Origin of the sequence: Ornithinibacillus gellani (assembly GCF_003730295.1) — a bacterium.
In the GTDB taxonomy this organism is placed as follows: Bacteria; Bacillota; Bacilli; order Bacillales; family Amphibacillaceae; genus Ornithinibacillus_A; species Ornithinibacillus_A gellani.
In genome coordinates, this window is sequence record NZ_QTSZ01000029.1 from 122,784 (window position 1) to 142,827 (window position 20,044).

19 protein-coding genes are annotated in these 20,044 nt (G+C 39.1%); 1 reads left to right on the forward strand and 18 read right to left on the reverse strand.

From position 1 onward, the window contains the following. Nucleotides 1-12 precede the first annotated feature (12 nt). Nucleotides 13-2,037 (forward strand): penicillin-binding transpeptidase domain-containing protein, encoded by a 2,025-nt coding sequence (locus DX933_RS08810; RefSeq protein ID WP_123316073.1) that lies wholly within the window; start codon nt 13-15, stop codon nt 2,035-2,037. A 591-nt stretch (nt 2,038-2,628) separates the two neighbouring features. Here DX933_RS08810 and DX933_RS08815 read toward each other — a convergent pair. From DX933_RS08815 to nosZ, 18 genes are all read right to left on the reverse strand, one after another. After that, on the reverse strand, nt 2,629-3,060 hold the full coding sequence (locus DX933_RS08815; protein WP_123316074.1) for an IDEAL domain-containing protein: 432 nt from the start codon (nt 3,058-3,060) through the stop codon (nt 2,629-2,631). A 109-nt stretch (nt 3,061-3,169) separates the two neighbouring features. Further along, nucleotides 3,170-4,219 (reverse strand): hypothetical protein, encoded by a 1,050-nt coding sequence (locus DX933_RS08820; RefSeq protein ID WP_123316075.1) that lies wholly within the window; start codon nt 4,217-4,219, stop codon nt 3,170-3,172. A gap of 453 nt (nt 4,220-4,672) precedes the next feature. Further along, complete coding sequence (locus DX933_RS08825; RefSeq protein WP_123316076.1) at nt 4,673-4,855, reverse strand: cold-shock protein; 183 nt, start codon at nt 4,853-4,855, stop codon at nt 4,673-4,675. Nucleotides 4,856-4,967: 112 nt separating this feature from the next. Next, entirely contained in the window at nt 4,968-5,702 is a 735-nt protein-coding gene (locus tag DX933_RS08830) for a Cof-type HAD-IIB family hydrolase (RefSeq protein WP_123316077.1), read from the reverse strand. Nucleotides 5,703-5,732: 30 nt separating this feature from the next. Next, nucleotides 5,733-6,917, reverse strand: a complete 1,185-nt coding sequence (locus tag DX933_RS08835) for an MDR family MFS transporter (RefSeq protein ID WP_123316078.1) — start codon at nt 6,915-6,917, stop codon at nt 5,733-5,735. A gap of 124 nt (nt 6,918-7,041) precedes the next feature. Further along, entirely contained in the window at nt 7,042-7,539 is a 498-nt protein-coding gene (locus DX933_RS08840) for a DUF1648 domain-containing protein (RefSeq protein WP_123316079.1), read from the reverse strand. A gap of 6 nt (nt 7,540-7,545) precedes the next feature. After that, nucleotides 7,546-8,151 (reverse strand): pyroglutamyl-peptidase I, encoded by a 606-nt coding sequence (pcp, locus tag DX933_RS08845; protein WP_123316080.1) that lies wholly within the window; start codon nt 8,149-8,151, stop codon nt 7,546-7,548. A gap of 47 nt (nt 8,152-8,198) precedes the next feature. After that, complete coding sequence (locus DX933_RS08850) at nt 8,199-9,407, reverse strand: CynX/NimT family MFS transporter (protein WP_223805925.1); 1,209 nt, start codon at nt 9,405-9,407, stop codon at nt 8,199-8,201. A 712-nt stretch (nt 9,408-10,119) separates the two neighbouring features. Beyond that, nucleotides 10,120-10,215 (reverse strand): putative holin-like toxin, encoded by a 96-nt coding sequence (locus tag DX933_RS18620; protein WP_123316081.1) that lies wholly within the window; start codon nt 10,213-10,215, stop codon nt 10,120-10,122. Between the two features lie 216 nt (nt 10,216-10,431). Continuing rightward, the gene (locus DX933_RS08860) at nt 10,432-12,405 is read right to left on the reverse strand and encodes a TRAP transporter permease (RefSeq protein ID WP_123316082.1); all 1,974 of its coding nucleotides are present in this window, start codon (nt 12,403-12,405) and stop codon (nt 10,432-10,434) included. A 78-nt stretch (nt 12,406-12,483) separates the two neighbouring features. Then, a complete protein-coding gene (locus DX933_RS08865; RefSeq protein ID WP_123316083.1) occupies nt 12,484-13,476 on the reverse strand; it encodes a TAXI family TRAP transporter solute-binding subunit in 993 nt (330 codons plus the stop codon). 267 nt (nt 13,477-13,743) lie between these two features. After that, a complete protein-coding gene (locus tag DX933_RS08870; RefSeq protein ID WP_123316084.1) occupies nt 13,744-14,409 on the reverse strand; it encodes a hypothetical protein in 666 nt (221 codons plus the stop codon). A 5-nt stretch (nt 14,410-14,414) separates the two neighbouring features. Next, complete coding sequence (locus DX933_RS08875) at nt 14,415-14,768, reverse strand: FixH family protein (protein ID WP_123316085.1); 354 nt, start codon at nt 14,766-14,768, stop codon at nt 14,415-14,417. Nucleotides 14,769-14,770: 2 nt separating this feature from the next. After that, complete coding sequence (locus tag DX933_RS08880; protein WP_123316086.1) at nt 14,771-15,433, reverse strand: ABC transporter ATP-binding protein; 663 nt, start codon at nt 15,431-15,433, stop codon at nt 14,771-14,773. Beyond that, on the reverse strand, nt 15,426-16,226 hold the full coding sequence (locus DX933_RS08885) for an ABC transporter permease subunit (protein ID WP_123316087.1): 801 nt from the start codon (nt 16,224-16,226) through the stop codon (nt 15,426-15,428). The genes DX933_RS08880 and DX933_RS08885 overlap by 8 nt, the downstream gene beginning before the upstream one ends. Next, nucleotides 16,199-17,530 (reverse strand): nitrous oxide reductase family maturation protein NosD, encoded by a 1,332-nt coding sequence (gene nosD, locus DX933_RS08890; RefSeq protein WP_123316088.1) that lies wholly within the window; start codon nt 17,528-17,530, stop codon nt 16,199-16,201. The genes DX933_RS08885 and nosD overlap by 28 nt, the downstream gene beginning before the upstream one ends. Continuing rightward, entirely contained in the window at nt 17,527-18,093 is a 567-nt protein-coding gene (locus tag DX933_RS08895; protein WP_190279469.1) for a hypothetical protein, read from the reverse strand. The genes nosD and DX933_RS08895 overlap by 4 nt, the downstream gene beginning before the upstream one ends. 78 nt (nt 18,094-18,171) lie before the next feature. Then, the gene (nosZ, locus tag DX933_RS08900) at nt 18,172-20,037 is read right to left on the reverse strand and encodes a Sec-dependent nitrous-oxide reductase (protein WP_123316089.1); all 1,866 of its coding nucleotides are present in this window, start codon (nt 20,035-20,037) and stop codon (nt 18,172-18,174) included. Nucleotides 20,038-20,044 lie beyond the last annotated feature (7 nt).

A 20,044-nucleotide genomic window follows, 5' to 3' on the forward strand; every position in this document is an offset into this window, starting at 1 on the left:
GAGGGGGTTCTTATGAAAAAGCGTTTCATTTTTATTGCGTTATTTGCATTATTACTTGCAGCTGGCTGTTCTAAAAAGGACGAAACAACTCCTAACGAGGTATTTAAAAACTATACTGCCCATTGGAATAAGCTGGAGTTTGAGGAAATGTACGACATGCTTGCAACAGCATCTACATCCACGTATCCACCAGAACAATTTATTGATCGCTATGAAAAGATCTATCAAGACTTGGAAATTGATGATTTAAAAGTTACATTTGAACCATTAAAGGATGAAGAAGTGAAGAAAGCTTTCGAAAATGGAAAAGCAACGATTCCATTCCAAGCGAAGATGACTAGTACTGCTGGTGAGATTACATTTGATTATAAAGCAAAACTTGTCCAGCAAGGTGATGAAGAAGAAAAAAATTGGTTTATTGATTGGAACCCAGGCTATATTTTTCCGGAAATAAAAGATGGTGGAGAAATTAGCATTAAATCCATCTCTCCGACAAGAGGAGAGATATTAGATCGTTTTCAAATGCCACTGGCTATCAATGACTTGGTATGGGAAATTGGCATCGTTCCCGAGAAGCTAGGTGATCAGCCTGAACAGCAAAAAAAACGGATTGCCCAATTACTGAACATATCTGTGGATAAAATTGATAAAGAGCTCAGTGCAGGTTGGGTAGAGCCTCACTTATTTGTACCACTAAAGAAAGTAGCAAAAACAAACGAAGAATTGCTAAACCAGCTATGGGAAACACCAGGAATCATGGGAAGAGAAGTCAATGGACGGGTTTATCCACTTGGAAAAGCAGCAGCACATCTGATTGGATATGTTGCTCCTGTCACAGCAGAAGATTTGGAAAAGGTAGATCGCGATCAGTACGCAGCCAATGACGTCATTGGAAAACGTGGCATAGAGCAACTATATGAAGAACAGTTAAAAGGAGAACGCGGCGTTCAAATTATTATCAAATATCAAGAGGAAGAAAAAGATGATGTCATCCTTGCAGAAAAACCAGTCAAAGATGGCGAAAACATCATGCTAACGATTGACTCTGCTATCCAAGAAATCACGTTTGACGCATATGAAAAGGATTCTGGAACAGCAGCCGCAATTGATCCAACAACTGGTGAAACGCTCGCTTTAGTCAGTAGTCCTGCCTTTGATCCAAACGCGTTTCAGTTTGGCATTAGCCAAGCGACATTAGAGGCGTATGAAAAGGATGAACGACAGCCGCTTATTAATCGTTTTGCAGCAACCTATGCTCCTGGTTCGGTCATTAAGCCCATTACTGCAGCAATTGGTTTAGAGAACGGAACCATTAAACCCGGTGAAGGCGTCACTATCAATGGATTAACATGGAGCAACGGAAAAGGTTGGGGTGACTACAAGGTAAGGCGTGTTTCCGAATCATCTGGCCCAGTGGATGTAAAGGATGCGCTGATCCGATCAGATAATATTTATTTTGCGATGAAAGCGGTAGAAATGGGTAGTAAAAAATACATTTCGGGGTTGGAGTCGTTTGGTCTTGGAGATAAGTTTCCATTTTCCTATCCCATTACAGGCTCAACAATCTCCGCTAATGGAGAACTAAATGGAGAAGTGATGCTGGCTAATACCAGTTACGGGCAGGGGCAAATTCAATTTAGCTCCTTGCATATGGCCATCGCCTACACCCCCTTTCTAAATGAAGGAAATCTATTAAAGCCGACATTACTAGCGTCTGAAGAAAAAGGTCAAGTGTGGCAGAAATCCATTGTATCCAAGGAGCATGCTGATCTTATCGAAACCACACTACGTGAAGTAGTAACAAAGGGAACAGGCAAAAAAGCACAGGATGCAGATTTCCCCATCTCAGGAAAAACCGGAACTGCTGAATTGAAGCTATCTGCCGATACATCTGGTAAAGAAAATGGCTGGTTTGTTGGCTATCCAACAAAGGATCGCGATATTCTCATTGCGATGATGGTTGAAGGAACGGAAGATCGTGGCGGTAGTTCTTATACGGTTAAAAAAGTTACCGATATCCTAAAAGCTCTGAAATAGAAAATAACGATGCTGGGACATAGCGCGTCTCTCATCACGAAAAAACGGTCATGTTTATCACGCATTAATAAACATGACCGTTTTTACTGTGAATTTATTGGAATGATGGGAACTGGCATTATATCTTCTCAAATTTTCCGCCAATAAAGTTATCATGAACGAAAATGGCTCCTTAATCGTAATATCGTAGGTTGACTTGGCAATACAGATTACAAAAAGAATACAAATCAGAGCTACAATACGAAAGGAGCCATTAATATGAAGGATAACACAAAATACGTAGTTTTATACGTGTCTAAGGAAAAAGTTGCAGTTGCTGATGAGCGTAGAGAATAACCAGGATATTACGGAATGATTCCAAATTTATCGGCAGCGATAAAAACGGTAATGAAGAAATTAGGAGATCCGGATATATTCTTGAATTGGGCGTCTTACAGCCAGTTAATCTGTGATAAAGCAAATCCTTGTTTATTTTCATAAGGACTACTACCTCCATAAGTTATGGAGTAGCTAAAATGAAAAGAAGTTCCAGTAAATTTGATTTACTAAAACTCCTCTTATCGTGTTTCACTGGCTTCTTTCCCAGCCCTATTATGTTTTAAATTGCTTGGATAATTCCATAAAGGCCTCTTTATCCCGATTATCCAATGCTTGATCAATTAAGCTTTTTAAATTTCGCTGCTCCAATTCTGCTATAACCGAATCAACAGACTCCGATTCCTTCGTTGTTTGGAAATAGGGTGCTGCAATCGCATGGAGCTGGAATAAAAAATCAGGTAAAGAAATTAACTCTGTCATTGTCATATAAATAATTTCTTTCCCCTTTTGAAAGGCGAAGGTCGCTTTCCGATTTTCAATCTGTTTTGTGGTCCGATTAATTCGTATCTCATTTGACTTTACAGGGATGAATTGATATACCTGCTTATTCACAAATACAGAAAAATATTGGTAAGCTAGCACAACCTGAATTTGATTTTGATTAGCGATAATATAATACGGCTTCAGTGTTTTCACGGTAATCATTATTTCCACCCCCAGTTTTTATACTCTTAATTTTCAGTTAATTAATTTTACACTAGAATGTAGAAAAAAACAAGGAAAACTTATTAATTATTTACATCTATCTTTGGAATCATGGTGTAAACCGTTGAACAATATGAGTACAAATTTCCACAACTGTTTCTTCCAGCCAAGTAAATTGACCTTCCCATTTACTGCGATATTGATTGGCACGTTGAAGTGCGGTAATACCATTTTTCATTTCCTGCTTATACGCAGTAGATATATCAGCAATTTCCGTCGCATAGCGTTCATCCGTACCTGGCTTTACCGTTTTTTCATACATGTCAATAATCATTTCACCTGAACGAGAGGGAAAAAACGCATGTGGTGCAGTACTATCAAATAAGCAAACATCCAATTCCCGGATAATGACCATATCAATACTGCCCGGATCGAAACTGCAATGATACAATTCCAAATCAATACCGCGAGCTTCTGCCGCTGAAATAATCTGTCTCATCAATGTCGACTTTCCGGTTCCAGCCCTGCCTTTAATATAATAAACAGTAGAGATGGGCTGAATTAATTGCTCCACAACATTAACCGCTCCATCTGGCGTGTTTGTGCCAAATAATCGCTGCCGAATAAGGGACTGTTTTTGATAATGTTTGGACTGCACAAAAATCTGCTGGATTAATTCCTTCCCTATATCATTGGCTTTTTTAAAATCCATCTGTTGAATATAAAGCTGTTCTAAATCATCATGAATGGATAAACCTTTTTTGAAAAATCGGAACGCATCTGTCACATGCTGCTGTATATGTTGTTGCGTTTTCTCATCTGCAGTGATATTTGTCGAAGGCGCTACATTAGCCAAACGGATTACTTCCATCCCTGTCTGATCCATATTCTCCACAACTCGTTCCACAACAATCGCAACATCTATAGAACGAATAATCAATCCGTCCAAATAATCCCGCCCCAGTGCACTGTACAGTACTTCTAGGTTGTGTTTTTTTATAAAATGTAAACGGATTTGCCGCAAGACGGATGTAAGCAGCACCTCTGATGCGTGCTGGAGAACATAAATTTTTTTAACATCCGAAATATTAGATGGGAGATGATTAACAACACCCTCTGCAGTATAGCCAGCCACATAATATGGCGTTATTTTTGGCAAGTGATCACATCCCTTCTTACGTCATTCTTCCCATTTCATCCTATTTATATGTCTGTGTGGGCATATCTTATTCCAAAGCTTGAAATAAAAAAAACAATCCTCACTGCAATACTGTGCAAGGATTGTTTTTTTACAAATGGTGCAAGACAATTTAAAAACCACAGCGTTTCCCTTTTGCAAAAAATAAAGTGAAACTTCAATCAGTGGGGATTTTCGCTCTTCCCCCAATGATTGTTAGTTGAACGAATCAGGCCTTTACTGGCTGTTGATCCCCCACTTACAAATTCTTTTTATCAACAAAAAATCTTGATGTGGGGAGCTTACAGCCAGTTAATCTGTGATAAAACGACTGCTATGCTGCACCATGGTACCTAAAACGATAAAAAAAATGTCGTGTCTGACATTTTCGTTCTGAAGTATTCGTTTTTTATTTTTTGATAGGAGAAATTGTAATTAATCCAGCTCCGGAAGCATTCGGACTTCCTGGTGCATGGAGGACTTACAAAACGGACAAGCTGGTTCCGTTTCAAAGCTATAAGATTCGCGCATCCAACCGTTACAGTCTTCGCTCGAGCAAACCCAAATCTTCGTTTCTACCTCTGGTACCGGCTCTTTCGGTCCGCGTGAAAAAGACATGAGCGTACATCCCCTTTCATCATTCTATTTATATTATACTCCTTTTCAAAAGACAATGGAAGGGGCGCCATGACAAAGCCTCTGCTCGGATCTCCTAGCAGAGGCAATGATCTTATAGTATGAACTTTTCTATTGCTTTAGCTACACCATCATTTTCATTCGTATCAGTCACGTGATTTGCTACTTTTTTAATTGCTTCTTGAGCATTACCCATGGCAACACCAATTCCAGCTTCCTGAATCATTTTAATGTCATTTAGGCTGTCACCGATAGTAAGAACATTTTCCATCGTGATACCCATTTTCTTTGTTACCGATTTTAAAGCATTTGCTTTATTCACACCTATTGGATTCACTTCTACGTTCGTAGGCAAGGAATTCGATAGCTCCAGATCCTCTATAAAAGATAGTTCTTTTACAATATGATCCAGCTTATGCTTATCTTCCATATCATAGCCAATCTTTAACCATTGATAATCAGAAAATCCAGCTGGCACTTGATCAATAAAAATATCCCCGGACGACACAAGCCACATACGAGCTCCTGCTTCATGACCAATATGCCACATCTTCTCCATTTTCTCGGCACTAAATAAATGCTGTTCCACCAATTCCTTTTCCGGAGACCAAATTTCACCACCGTTTACCGTTATAATATAGGAATCCAATTGCAATTCTTCATAATAGGAATAACAGGTATTCAACCAACGTCCTGTACTCAGCATCACCTGTACACCTTTTTCTCTTGCTTGTGCAATTGCCTGCTTCGTACGCTCTGTCACCTCATGATTTCCAGTAAGTAATGTACCATCCATATCTAAAGCAATTAATTGAATTTTATTTTCCATACCATTTCCACTCCTCAATTTCCTTTTGGTCTATTTTTTCTCTACTGCCGATCCTAGCTGCACATTCCGATCAAATAGTTTTGTGGAAACAAATGGAACTAGCAATAGGAATAGTAGAATAAAGAACAATAGCTGTATTTGAAATAGGTCAACAATGAGTCCACCAGCGACTGGACCTATCATTCTTCCAGCTGCTCCAACGCTGTTCACAAAGCCCTGATAGAAGCCCGACCTTCCAGGCGGCGCCAATTCATTTGCCAACGAAGGTATAGCTGGCCAAATTAACATCTCGCCTACTGTCAAGATTACCATCGCAATGGCAAACATCGTAAATTGTTCTGCCATCATCGCTACAGCAAAGGAGCCGATTAATATGATATTACCAATATATATATGCCCTTTTTGGGACGGAACCTTCTCCGTAATCCATTTTACCAGAGGTTGTCCTAAAACGATAAGAAAACCATTTATTGCCCATAATGTACTGTATTGCTCCAACGGAATTCCGATATCCTGTGTATGTGAGGCAATCGTGGACTGCCACTGACTATAAGCGAGCCAGACAACAAAAAATCCACTACATAAAATGAGCAGTGCATAGAAAGCGGACCGATCTTTAATTTTTCCTGTTTGTTCAATAATAGATGTATGCATTTGCCGATCCCGTTCTTTGTCCATCCAACGGAAAGCAAATATTACAATGATAAAAAAGACAACAAACAACGATGCGTTTGCAATAAAAATATAGTTAAACGAAATGCTCGCTACATAGCCAGATGCCGTCGCACCGATTGCCACACCTAGATTCTGTGCAACATATATCGCATTAAAGGCTCGACGTCCCCCTTCTGGCCAAACTGATCCAGCCATGGCAAACATAACCGGCCATGTGACCCCGGAACCAAACCCAATGAGCACGAGTAAAATTGAATATGGTAGGATGCCATGGTAAAAAGATAATATAATAGCCGCTCCCATTGACAGCATCGTACCATAAAGAATTGTTTTATAAGCACTGTATTTATCAAACAACACCCCGCCAATTAAATTTCCAGCAATCGTTGCCCCTTGATTAAACATCAGGATCATACCCGCAAAAGCCAGGCTCTTTCCTAACTCATTGTGCATGTAAATTGTGTTCATTGGCCATAAAAAAGAACCACCAGTAACACTGATCGTCGTAGCAATGGCCAACAGCCAAATATATTTCGGCATTTTTTCATCATCTCTCAATCCAGTTTTTTCATCTCTCTATTTTATATGAAGTGTCGAGCGGGGGCAATGGAAAGAAACCGAAATAAAAAAATAAATCGACAATCTGTGACAGCGTCTAAAATATTTATTTTAAACGCCTCATTCGAATGATAAGCATCACCACTTGCAGCAACATGAGAAATATAAATCCACCAATTACCCAACCACTATAAGGTACATGATTTCCCTTTGCAAGCTGTATGGACTCGATGCTAATAAATGCCATTAAAGCTGCAATTTCTACATTAAACCAAGCAACAAACAAGCGCATTTCATGATATAATCTTGGCGCATTTTCCTCTGTGACCTTAACACTATAATTAAAAGTATGTGGTACTCTACTAAGAAAAAATAAGACAGCAAATGCTGGAATAATTGTTAATGGAATGGCAAATAATGTTGCCTTATTTCCCCAGCCGTCCACTTCCCCTTTCATGTTAAAGTGAATCGGTACCCGCTTGGGTAAATCTTGATACATGATGATGATATAAACGAACGTCCCGACAAGCAAAGCGGCCCCTAATAGATGCAAACACGTCAAAACGCGTGATGGTTGCAATACTATTTTTGGATTGTTTTGCAATATGTATCACCCTTCTTCCAGACAGGATATGATTAACTCAACCGCCTTTGTCAAATCCGACTGAGACCAGCTTGGCATTGTTTTTTTCAAAGCCAATTCATGTGATGCTGGAATATGAATGAATCCTGCCGGTATCTCCTTTTCCTGTTGTTTACAAGCATGTAAGACCTGGTACATGACATGATTGCAAACATACGTACCTGCAGTATTGGAAATCTGTGCAGGAAAAGTATTCGCGTGCAACTTGTTTACCATCGCTTGAATAGGTAAAGTGGAAAAATAGCCATCAGCACCTGTTTCTTGAATCTTTTCTCCTAAAGGTATATAACCGGCATTATCCTTTGCACCATCCTGACAATTAATCGCAATTCTTTCTGGTGTAATCATTTGTCTTCCCGCAGCCAAACCCAATGATATAACAGCATCAGGTTGATGTGTTTGGATTGCTTCAAGTACGTGTTTTCCGGCCTGGTGAAAATCAACAGGCAATAATTTTCCTTCAACTGTCCAGCTAGCTATGGTTTTTCCATCTAATGCTTCAATGATCTTTGCTGTCGGATTAATTGGGTTATCCAAAAATGGTTCAAATCCTGTCAATAATAATTTTTTCATCATTATCTCTCCTTCTTCCTACGTCGTGTATCCAAAAAGGTTTCCTATTATCCGAATACATATCGTTCTTTTCCTATTGCAACTCCAAACATCATGACAAGTGCGGAAACGATGATAAGTACGACAACAGGAACATTCCAATTACCTGTTAAATCAGATAAATATCCAATGAAAATTGGGCCAATCGCCGCCAATACATAGCCAGGTGACTGTGCCATCCCTGATAATGATGCAGCTTCATGCGCATTGCGGGCACGAATAGCTAAAAACACCAATGCCAAAGAAAAATTTCCATTTAATCCAAGACCAACCAATGTTACACATAATACGAGCAATGTATGACTTGCACCTATTAATAACCCAACATAACCTATAATGGAAAAAGACCCTAGAATAAATACAAGATGACGTTGGGAGCTATATTTTGCAGCGATCATGGGAACCACGAAGCTAGCAGGAAGTCCAACAAGTAATAAAAAGGAGAGCATCCAGCCAGCGGTAGCCCGATCTACACCATTCGCAAGTAAAATTTCTGGTAACCACGATACGGTTACATAAAATAAGAATGATTGCAGTCCAAGGAAGGAAGCTATCTGCCACGCAAGCGGTGATCGCCAAATACGGCCACTCGTAGAAGCTGCATTGGAATTTGTACTTGCTGACTTTTTATTCTTACCAGCGAGATAAATCCATATGAAAATCCCTGCTATCGCTGGGATTACCCAGATTTGCAACGCAACCTGCCAACCAAGGTTCATCCCCCTTGCAATCGGTATACTTAAACCAGATGCCAGTGAAGCGAAAATCCCCATTGCGGTAGAGTAAATACTTGTCATTAAGCCGACCTTTAACGGGAATTTTTCCTTAATGATCCCCGGAAGCAGTACATTACAAATAGCTATCCCAAAACCGGCAAATAAAGTGCCGATAAATAGAAAGCTAACTTCAGGAATGATGGAACGAACTAAAATTCCAGCAATGAGTAGGGATAAGCCCAAAATCAAATTACGCTCGTTGGAAATATAATTACCGAGACGCGGAACTAAAGGTGACATGATTGCAAAGGCAATAAGTGGTAGACTGGTTAAAAATGCAACACTCCAATTTGATAGCCCAATATCATCACGAATAATTCCCATCACAGGACCTACAGAAGTAATTGCAGGGCGTAAATTGAATGCAGCCACAATGATACCAATAATAAGCATGGCTTGATATAAACGATTAACATCTGTTTGCAATTCTTTTTCTTTCACCTAAACACCTCTTACTTATTTTCGGTTATTTTATATTACAATTATGTATTTTAGTGAATATCATCACTACTTCCCTAATATAACATAAAGTGAAACTTCAATCAGTGGGGCTTTTTCCACTGGTTGTTAGTTGAACCAATCAGGCCTTTACTGGCTGTTGATCCACCACTTACAATTCTTGTTGTCAACGAAAATCCTTGATGTGCGGATCTTACAGCCAGTTAATCTGTGATAAAGTGAAACTTCAATCAGTGGGGATTTTCGCACTTCACCCACTGATTGTTAGTTGAACCAATCAGGCTTTTACTGGCTGTTGATCCACCACTTACAATTCCTGTTGTCAACGAAAACTCTTGATGTGCGGATCTTACAGCCAGTTAATCTGTGATAAAGTGAAACTTCAATCAGTGGGGCTTTTTCCACTGGTTGTTAGTTGAACCAATCAGGCCTTTACTGGCTGTTGATCCACCACTTACAATTCCTGTTGTCAACAAAAATCCTTGATGTGCCAACTTCATTTATTTTCCAACATGTTATCCTTTCCATCTGTTCCAAATATGGTATACTTTAGGTAGAATGATGCATATTACTGTTATTCCAAATAAATAAGGTCACAGCTGCCACTGTGACCTTAAGATAATCGGTTCCCCTAGGGATCGGCTAACAATCTAACTGGACCTCTCCCAATCGACATTCAGGTTAATAGGGAGGTCTATTTTTTATTGTTCATTTTCAAAATCAATGTGAGCAACGCAATCAAAAATGTTCCGAAAGCGAAGAGGACAACAAATGATTCATAAATGTTCAACTGGCATCACCTCCTAAGAAGCAGGCTAGCCGACCATTCCCTAAAAGAACATTATCTATTAACTAGTTTAACATATTTCTGAATTAATATAAGAACAATTGTTCCTATTTTTATATCTTGTACAACTTTTTGTATTGGACTTTTTTTCCACGTATAAAAAACGCTGAAGCGAATATTGCATGTGCCTCAGCGTTTTTTAAATTATTAGTTCTTTATTTAAGAGCCTTGTACTTGCATTGATGGTGTTTTACCTAAAGAATCATCATCATCCTTGCGCTGTTTTTGGATGAACCAAATGGCGCCCATTATGACGAACCCAATAATATTCGTGATCCAGCCCGGATCCAGCATCATAATGCCGCCAGCAAATAATAAAACGCGTTCCCATATCTTTGAATTCTTCAAAAAGAACCCAATCATGGCACTACTTACCGCAGTCATGCCAAGAAGAGCAGTTGCTACTGCTGAAATAAATGGTAATGGTGTGACATCGACAAGCAGCAAAATAGGATTGGTTACAAATATATATGGTATAACAAATGCTGCAATTGCTAGCTTGACGGCAATAACCCCGGTTTTAAACGGATTGGCCCTCGCAATACCGGCTCCGGCATATGCTGCCAGACAGACTGGAGGTGTAATATCTGCAACGATTCCAAAATAAAATACAAACATATGAACCGCAATCGCTTCCAAGCCAAACGTATTGATTAGAGCAGGTGCAGCAACGGTCGCTGTTACCACATAGTTTGCGGTTGTTGGCAGCCCCATTCCGAGCACCAAACAAGCAATCATAGTAAACCCTAATGCAAGTGGTAAAATACCGCCAGATAAGGCAATAATTCCTGATGCAAATTTAGCCCCTAATCCAGTAATACTAACGACTCCAGCAATAATTCCTGCTGTTGCAACTGCCGCAATCACAGGTAAAGCAACACGTGCGCCTTGCTCCAATACTTCCAATGTTTGGCGTACATTTAATCGTGTGTCTTTACGGATGAGACTTACCCCATAAGCAGAGAATATCCCCAATAGGGCTGCACGCTGTGGTGTAAAACCTACTAATATCGTAGCGATTATCACGACAAGCGGAATGAGCATATACCCATTCTTAATAATTAATTTTCGAAAACTCGGCAGCTCTGACTTTGGTAATCCAACAATACCAAGTCGTTTCGCCTCAAAATGTGTGCCGATAAAAATACCTGTAAAATACAATACAGCAGGAATAGCAGCTGTTAGCATAATCGTGGAAAAAGGTACCCCTAAATATTCCATCATAATAAATGCTGCCGCTCCCATTAACGGTGGCATAATCTGCCCACCTGTGGAAGCTGATGCCTCTGTTGCTGCAGCAAATTCTGGTTTAAATCCTGATTTCTTCATCATCGGAATTGTAAATGATCCCGATGCAACGGTATTACCAACCGAACTACCAGAAACCATTCCTTGTAAGGCACTTGCTGCAACAGCTGCTTTTGCTGTTCCTCCTGTATACCTGCCTGTTAATGCGAATGCTAAGTCATTAAAAAATTGTCCTATTTTGGTATGGACCAAAATGACGCCGAAAAATAAGAAAAGGAAAATAAACTTCGCTGATATTTGTATCGGTGTGCCGAATACCCCGCTCTCTTGGAACCATAGATTCGTTGTTACACGATCAAATGCCCAACCTGGGTGAGAGAGTATGGTGGTCGGAATGTATTTACCGAATACCGCATACAAAATCGTAATCGACGCCACAATAACAATTGGTATACCTACCGTTCTGCGGGTTGCCTCCAGAACGAGCAAAATTCCCAATATCGAAATAATCATGTCGACAGTACTATAACCAGAAATACGGCTTTGTAAAATAGAATCAAAGAAAAACACTTTATGATAGGTGACATACATTGCCGTAAACGCAAGTACCACATCATACCAAGGCACTGTTTTTTGGGTTTTATGCTGACCAGATTTTGCCGGGAATAAAAGAAAAATAATACCCAAGGCGGTTCCAAGATGAATGGCTCCCTGCTTTTGGGTTTGCAATGTCCCGAAAAATCCTGTGTAGAGATGGAATATCGTTAAATAAACTCCTAGAAAAGTAACAACCCATTTCCATCTACCAATTTTTGTTCGAAATTGATTTTCCTTATCAAATTTTTCAAGTATTTCTTGAGCGTCTACTTGTTGTACATCTTTCATCTGACCACCGCCCTTTCCATCATTGGGAAGAGATAATAAACTTCATTATCTCTCCCACAGCTTGATATCTTAATTCATTTATTTCTTTAGATCTTCAAATGCTTCAATTCCAACCTTTTCACGGGTAATAATTTGTACGATTTCAGGATAAATATGTCCAATAAAGGCAGCGTTTGGCACTTCATTTCCTTCAAAGTCTCCCTCGCCGTTAATAGCCTCTAGAGCAGGAACGTGCACAGACATACCTAAATCCATATTTCCGTCACGAATACTAGCCATATTTTCAATCGACGCACCCGTTTCTGTGTTCGTCACATTTATTCCATCGATATTGTTATTCCAAACGTTTGCCATTTCTCCGCCTAATGGATAGTACGTACCACCTGAGCTACCAGTACCTAAAATAAGTTCTCCTTTACTACCATCTGCAGAAAGCTCAGCTACAGGATTATCCACTTGAACTCCTTGTTCTTCATAATAGCGTTTTGCACCTGGGTGAATGGGCAAGCCTTCCGCACCATTCAAAGCATTTTCAATCGTCATCTGGACTGCTTGTGCGTGGGTATTCTCGCTGGCATTTTCAATCATTACCTTTGCCAGTTGATAACCAAGTTCTTCATCGATTGTGTCAGTATTTCCCATAAGAATGGCGTAAGCAGTTATGGTTTCAATATCCTTGTCCAAGAAATCATAAGACTCCTTTGGAATGGTATAACGCTTATATCCTGTATTTTCTTCCATATAATCAATTGCTTCATCAGAAAGCTCGAGCATGACCACGTCTCCAGTTGATGCTTGGATATTTTCGATACTGGAGGCTGGTAATCCTAAAATCCCAACGGACACATCAATGTTTCCATCTTGCAGCATATCTGCTGCATCTCCAAAGCCTTCTTGATATTCCTTGTAATCGCTTTCGTCCATGTCATATGCTTTGAAAAGCTGTTTGGAAACTGTATTTGTTGCACTTGCTGGTGGCCCAATTGCAATGTTTTTCTTTCCACCGCCACATGCAGTTAACAATAATACCGTTCCAATTAACACCATCATAAACATCCATGTCTTTTTCATTTTTGTCCCCCTTATCATATTTTTTCAGCTTCATCTTTTTGCGAACGCTTACATTTATGGTTGACTGAATGAATTTCGAGAAGCTTATGTTCAATTATACGTTAATTTGCCTGATTATCAACTGTTAATTTGGTATATTCAGATTTCTGTAATCAAAGCTGCAGAAAGATATTCTTTGTTTATGGATGGTACTTTTCGCAGCCTTCTTTATGTATCAAAAAAACAGTCCAACATAGCAGGAATCACTATACTAGACCGTTATCATGTTTATTTTCTATAAATGGTTATGTCTAAGCTACCCAATTGATCCTGGTATAATGCTTCATAGCTTTGGTTTAGTTCATAGTTTATTTCTGCTTCAGATGCTTCTGATTGATCCGCGATGAGCTGCTTTTCCAAGTCTTTTGCGACCCTGTCACGGAGCAACGATCGTTGAACATACGCTTGCATGCCTTTTTTCACATCTCTTTCCCGATATTCCTCGACCAATTTCATAGCTGCTTGATTGTTTGCTATATCTTGCTCCAGTTTTTTCATCGCCTGTTCCAGCTTTTCATCGGGGATAAAATAGTTCTTCTCTTCCCCTAATAACGCCATGGCATTGATTTCAATTAATTGTTGCAGCAGTACATTTTCATTATCATAGTATGCGATCTGTTCATCCCAATATTTTTCCTTGTCAGCTAAAGCAGTGCCAGTTAGTTTGGCTTGATCTGCAGCTCGATTCCATTCTATTTTTATTTTTTCCATTAAACCATACAATGTAAGATCCGTTTGATAAAAGTCTTTCTTATTAATGGTAACCACTTTATCTACTGCATTTGGCACTGGGCTCTCCTGATTTGTAGATTCTTTCGCTTCAGGCTTTGCTGTACAGCCGGCCATGAATAGGATAACGATGATTAGCATTATTAACATAGATTTTTTATGCATACAAATCACCCTTCATTTACGTCGAATGTTAATAATTCCTCATATGTTTTACCATCCATCTCAGCTGTTAAATCAATGATCCATTCCCCACCCATTGGTAGTTCTACCTCACCTTCATACATTCCATCGCCTTGATTCGTAAAGACGACTTCGATTGTTCCATGATCCATTTTTGCCATTTCCAATTGTCCTGAAAGTTCAAGATCAGCTATCGCTGTTCCATTTTTTTCTGCTTGGATGACAATGGTAATCGCTTCTGCTGCTTGATATGGTGATACACGTTCAACGGTAAAATCAATTGCTTCAGATGAACATCCGAATAACAGTAACATTAATAAAATCGCGACCACTTTTTTCATTGCTATGCCTCCTGCAAATATTTTTTAGCGAAATCCTCAATCGTATGTTTGGTAATCGCACCATCCTCTAGATAAGCCACATGTGTACATACCTTTTTAATCTCATCCACATGATGGGATGCCATTAAAATGGTCTTATCTGTTAACGACTGGATGATTTGTAAAATCTCCTCACGTCCGATTGGATCGAGTCCACTTGTAGGTTCATCTAATATAATGATTTCCGAATCATAATAAAGCATGATAGCTAAGCCCAGTCTTTGGAGCATGCCTTTTGAATACTGGTGAATCTGCATGTGTCTTGCATTCCATAAGGACACAACTTGAAGCTTTTCTTCCATTCTTTTTTGATTGACTTGCTTTGATTCCAATGATGCAAAAAACCGCATATTCTCTTCACCTGTCAAATGCTGATATAGATGAAACTTTTCAGGTAAATAAGAGACATGCTTTTTCCAGGTCTGCTTTTTATTACAATGTCCTCCGAGCATGACACTCCCTTGCTTAAGTGGAAGTAAACCCAGCATCGTATGAATGAGTGTTGACTTTCCAGCCCCATTACGTCCAACAAGTGCACAGCGTTCATTCCGTTCAATAACCAAGTTCACGTTATGCAATACTTGTTGTTTTTGATAGGACTGGGATACATTTTTAATCTCAATCATTGCTTTGCCCCCCATTTCTAAACGATATAGATAGGATAAAAAACAAGCTTGGCCACAGAATCGTATTCATCAGCAAGAATATCCACATGTCCATGAACATAAATTTATCCATCATTCGCGACATATTGGTCGTTGTAAATAATCCAAGACTCGATTCCAAATATAGTCGCAACGTATGGATCGGATCGAGAAAATATACCCAGGAAAACAATCGTAAATTATCAAAGGTTACTGCAGGTAAAAAATAGAGAAACATCAGATCCAGTAAAAACACAACAAAAAACCATGTTAAAATATTGGCCCCGACAAGTTGCATTTTTGTTTTACAAATCGTTCCAAGAAATATACCAATTTGATTAAATATCCATAAAAACAGGGAAATCACCAGTAAAAAATGCAAAAAACTAACGATATGAAAGCTTAAAAATGCTTTCATGAATAAGGCTAGAATAAAATAAGCGGCAATAAATGCAGTAATAATAGTAAATTGAATTGCCAATGATTTTTTTAAGACAAATGTTCCCTGTGATTCTTTTTTGGTTAATAAAATCATCACTGTCTTTAATTCCTTTTCCTGATATATGGAAAAGGATGATAAAAACATAGCAAATATAGGAAGAATATACATATTGGTATCAAATAAAGATAGGAGAAGTGCCTCAAATCCAAAGTCTGCTGGAAATGCCCGTGCCTCTGCGATTAAAAAAATGGAGGTTAGCATGATTACTCCGATTCCAAGCCATAATCCTTTTCCTCTTGCTTGTTCTAAGCCTTCCTTCCAAATATACGACATGAGCATCTTCCCCTTTTATAGAAATATAGTACAGCTAAGACCCCTATGAAGATGGAGATGAGCCATCCAATCGGGATTCGACTCTTTCCAGTTACCATTGGATATTTATCAATAGCCATCACTTTTTGGTTGCTAAATAATTCATTTGCTTTTTCATATATTTGGATAGCCGGACTATTTAAAAATAAGTAGGCTAGTTCATTTTCTTCAATCAATTCATTTAAAGAGGACGTATATTCCAACGGTGCATCCCCAATACCATCCTGATTCAAATCTAGCATCGGCTTATTCCAATAGTTGCCGACTCCATTTTCATACCATTCGTTAATCGATTCACCACCAACTGTCAGCACATCACTATTATTCCTGTGAAATTTATTTTTCACAAAAACATGTGCAGTAGAGGAGGTCCATAATTCAATGCCAATTTGATTGCGAAAAAAATCATTGCCTTCAATGCGATTATTCGTTGATTGTTCCAGATAAAGGCCACGCTGGTTCAAATGAAAGTCATTATGTTTTACCTCAATATCACGACTAGCTTGAATAATCAATCCAAATGAACGTGAACCCTGATTATATGAAAAGCTATTGCCCTCCAACAAAATGTGGTCAGAATGCATGATTGCTGCACCGCCCACATTACGTGTAAATTGATTCGCTTCAAAATAATTATTATTAGAATACATATAATGAAGGCCATAACGGGTACCACTAATCATATTATTTTTTATTTCATTATTATTGGAGTACTCTACAAAAATACCGTCCCGTGTTTGCTCAATCGTATTTTTTTCAATGATATTATCACCAGAGCGTACAATGTGAATACCATTTCCCTGATTGCCCAAGCTAGCAGCTCCGTGCCCAGTAATATGGTTATTTTCAATCGTGATATCCTTCGTTTTATTTAAATAAATGCCATGAAAACTATCAGAAATGATGAGATTTTTTAAGGTAACCTGATTTGCCATGACGCGTACACCAGAATACTCTTCCTTCGAGCTACGGCTCATTCCACTATGTTTCACCTGTAAACCGTCAAGTACGACTTGATCACTTTCAATTTGAATCACATTGCCTGTACCATCTCCGCGAATGATTGTATTTTCCTTACCAATAATCGTCATTGGTTTATCAATCAGGACATTTCCATCGTATGTGATGTTATCCAGCCGAAGTATTCCCGCTTCTGGTGTTTCATCGATTAATTGTTGGAGCGTATTCGATTCCTGTGCAAATACAAAAGAAGGTAGACAAACAATCCACATGCTAATGAAGAGGAATCCGCTTAATCTTTTCATTTTGCTCGATCCTTCCATAATGGAAAAATAAGAAGAATAAATATAATTCCCAGCATATAACCGCCATAAGTGAAATAACTATGGGTTACAAAATTGGCAATAACATTTTCACCAATAATCGGTGGAATAAAGGGTTCCAATTCAATAGGTGCTTTTGGATCCAACTCCGTACCAAATTTCCTTAACCAGCGATACATATCATAGATTCCGATAGCACCGGCAAATACATAAACAGAAATAAGTCCATAGAGAAAAGATTTTCTTCGTAACCACGCTACAGCCAATGTAAGAATAGCGATCCCGATAATTATATATGGCATATAGGCAAGTTCCGGAAAGGATTCATTGCTGAACAATGACATGCCAATATAATGATTTAGACCATTCACGATATCAATATCACCAGCTAATGTTGTCGGATAAACGATAATATCGAGTCCTTCCGGATATTGCGGAGCATAGAATTTCATCCCCCACCATGGCATAAATATTGTCAAAACAATCATCATGGCTGCAGCAATAAGAACGATCATAGAAGTTTTAGATAGTGTTTTGTTTTTCAATCTGTACGCCTCCTGGATAAACGCTTTTGAAAAAGTAAAGGACGCAAAGGCCCTTTACTTTTTCAAATTAAATCCTGCTTATTTCGGTTCAACTAGTAAATATCCGCTCATTTCCTGATGTAATGCGGAGCAGAAGTTTGTACAATAGATTGGATATGTGCCCGCTTTATCCGCAACAAATTCAAGTGTGCTCGTTTGCCCTGGCTGAACTTCAAAGTTTAGATCATAATCGTTAATCCCAAATCCATGGGTAATATCCTGATCTAAATCAATATTGGTTATATGGAAAAATACACGATCCCCTTCTTTTACTGTTACAGCATCCGGTCGATCAGCTTTTGCATCAAAAACAAAACGTGATCGCATCGCAATACCGTACACATGTACTTCATCGCCTTTTCTTTCTATATGCGCGTCCTCTTGTTTCCAAACAGCGTTTTCTCTTTTTTCATCTTTCTCATATATTTTGACTGGATTGATTTTATCGCGATGAATAATTTGTGCATAATGTGGTTCCGGGTCAACAGGAACTGCCATAATATGCTCCATCTTTTCTCCTGAAATATCAATCAAATCCATGGACTCAGGATGTGACGGACCAACAGACAGGAAGTTATCCTTGGCAATTTTATTCAATGCCACAATCCATTTGCCATCAGGATCTACTGTATCGCCTTCTGCTGCTGCAGCATGCCCAGGAGAATAATAGGTTGGAATCCGGTCAATTACTTCTCCTGTGTCTATCTTCCACTTCACAATTTCAGAGGAGATAAACATCGTATTATATGCATGACCCTTATCATCAAATTGGGTATGCAGCGGTCCAAGTGCTCCTGGTGGATCCACCTCACGCTCCATGACCTCTTCATACGGCAAAATTGGTATACCAAATTTTTCATCTGAGAAATTCTCATTTTCTATAGCTGCAAATGCTTTTTCAAATGAAAATACGGTCATTAAAGGTGCCAATTTACCGGAAGCAATAAATCGGGTACCATCTGGCGTAACGTCCACTCCATGTGGAGATTTTGCAACTGGTACAGCGAAGATAGCACCTTTATGATCACGAGGATCAATCATCTTTGCGCCATTCACTTCATTATAATTCCCTTCAGCAACCTCCTTCTCCAATACCTTCCAATTGACAAGCACAATATAGTCACGGTCATTTTGGGAGGCATTAATTTCCAAATTGGTTGTCGCAAATTCTGTATTATAGGTTGTCATCACAATCCAGTCACTAGACATTTTTTTACCAGCATCAGAAAGGTCATAGGACCATGGTGGCAGCATAATTTGATAGGCGAGATCGAATTCCTTATTTTCTCGATCAAATGTTGCCATAGAAACGACACCTTTATATTCCTTTTCATAATCATCAAGTGACGCGTATTCCCCTGCTAATGGGCGCGCAAATCGAGTTGGCAAGGCAATATATTCCGTGTTTTCTGTGACAAACACCCCTGCGTGTGGTCCGCCCATATTCGGAAGTGACATCATATCTACCGTGTGGAAGGTTGATAAATCAACTGCTGCTACCCGATTATTCCCTACGTCATTCGCAAACAGAAATTCCCCATCATAATCTCCCTCTGTCTCTGATACAGCTGGGTGGTGGAAGTCCCCCCATGTATAGTCTCCGAGCATTTCTTTTGAGGCTTTATCATAGCCATAGCCGGTTGCGGGATCCGGTGTAAATACAGGTACCGTACGAATCTTCCTCATCGATGGGATTCCATATACGAACAATTGACCAGAATGGCCACCAGAAGCGAGCATATAATACTCGTCCAGTTCTCCGTACGGTACATAGACTTTCTCCGCTTTACTCTTATTCTCAGATGCAGCGTTATCATCTTTATTCAAATCAGCAAAAAATACAAATGCGACTAATAAACCAGCTATGATTCCAAATACTGCAGACAATATCCGTTTTAGATTCATGCCAATT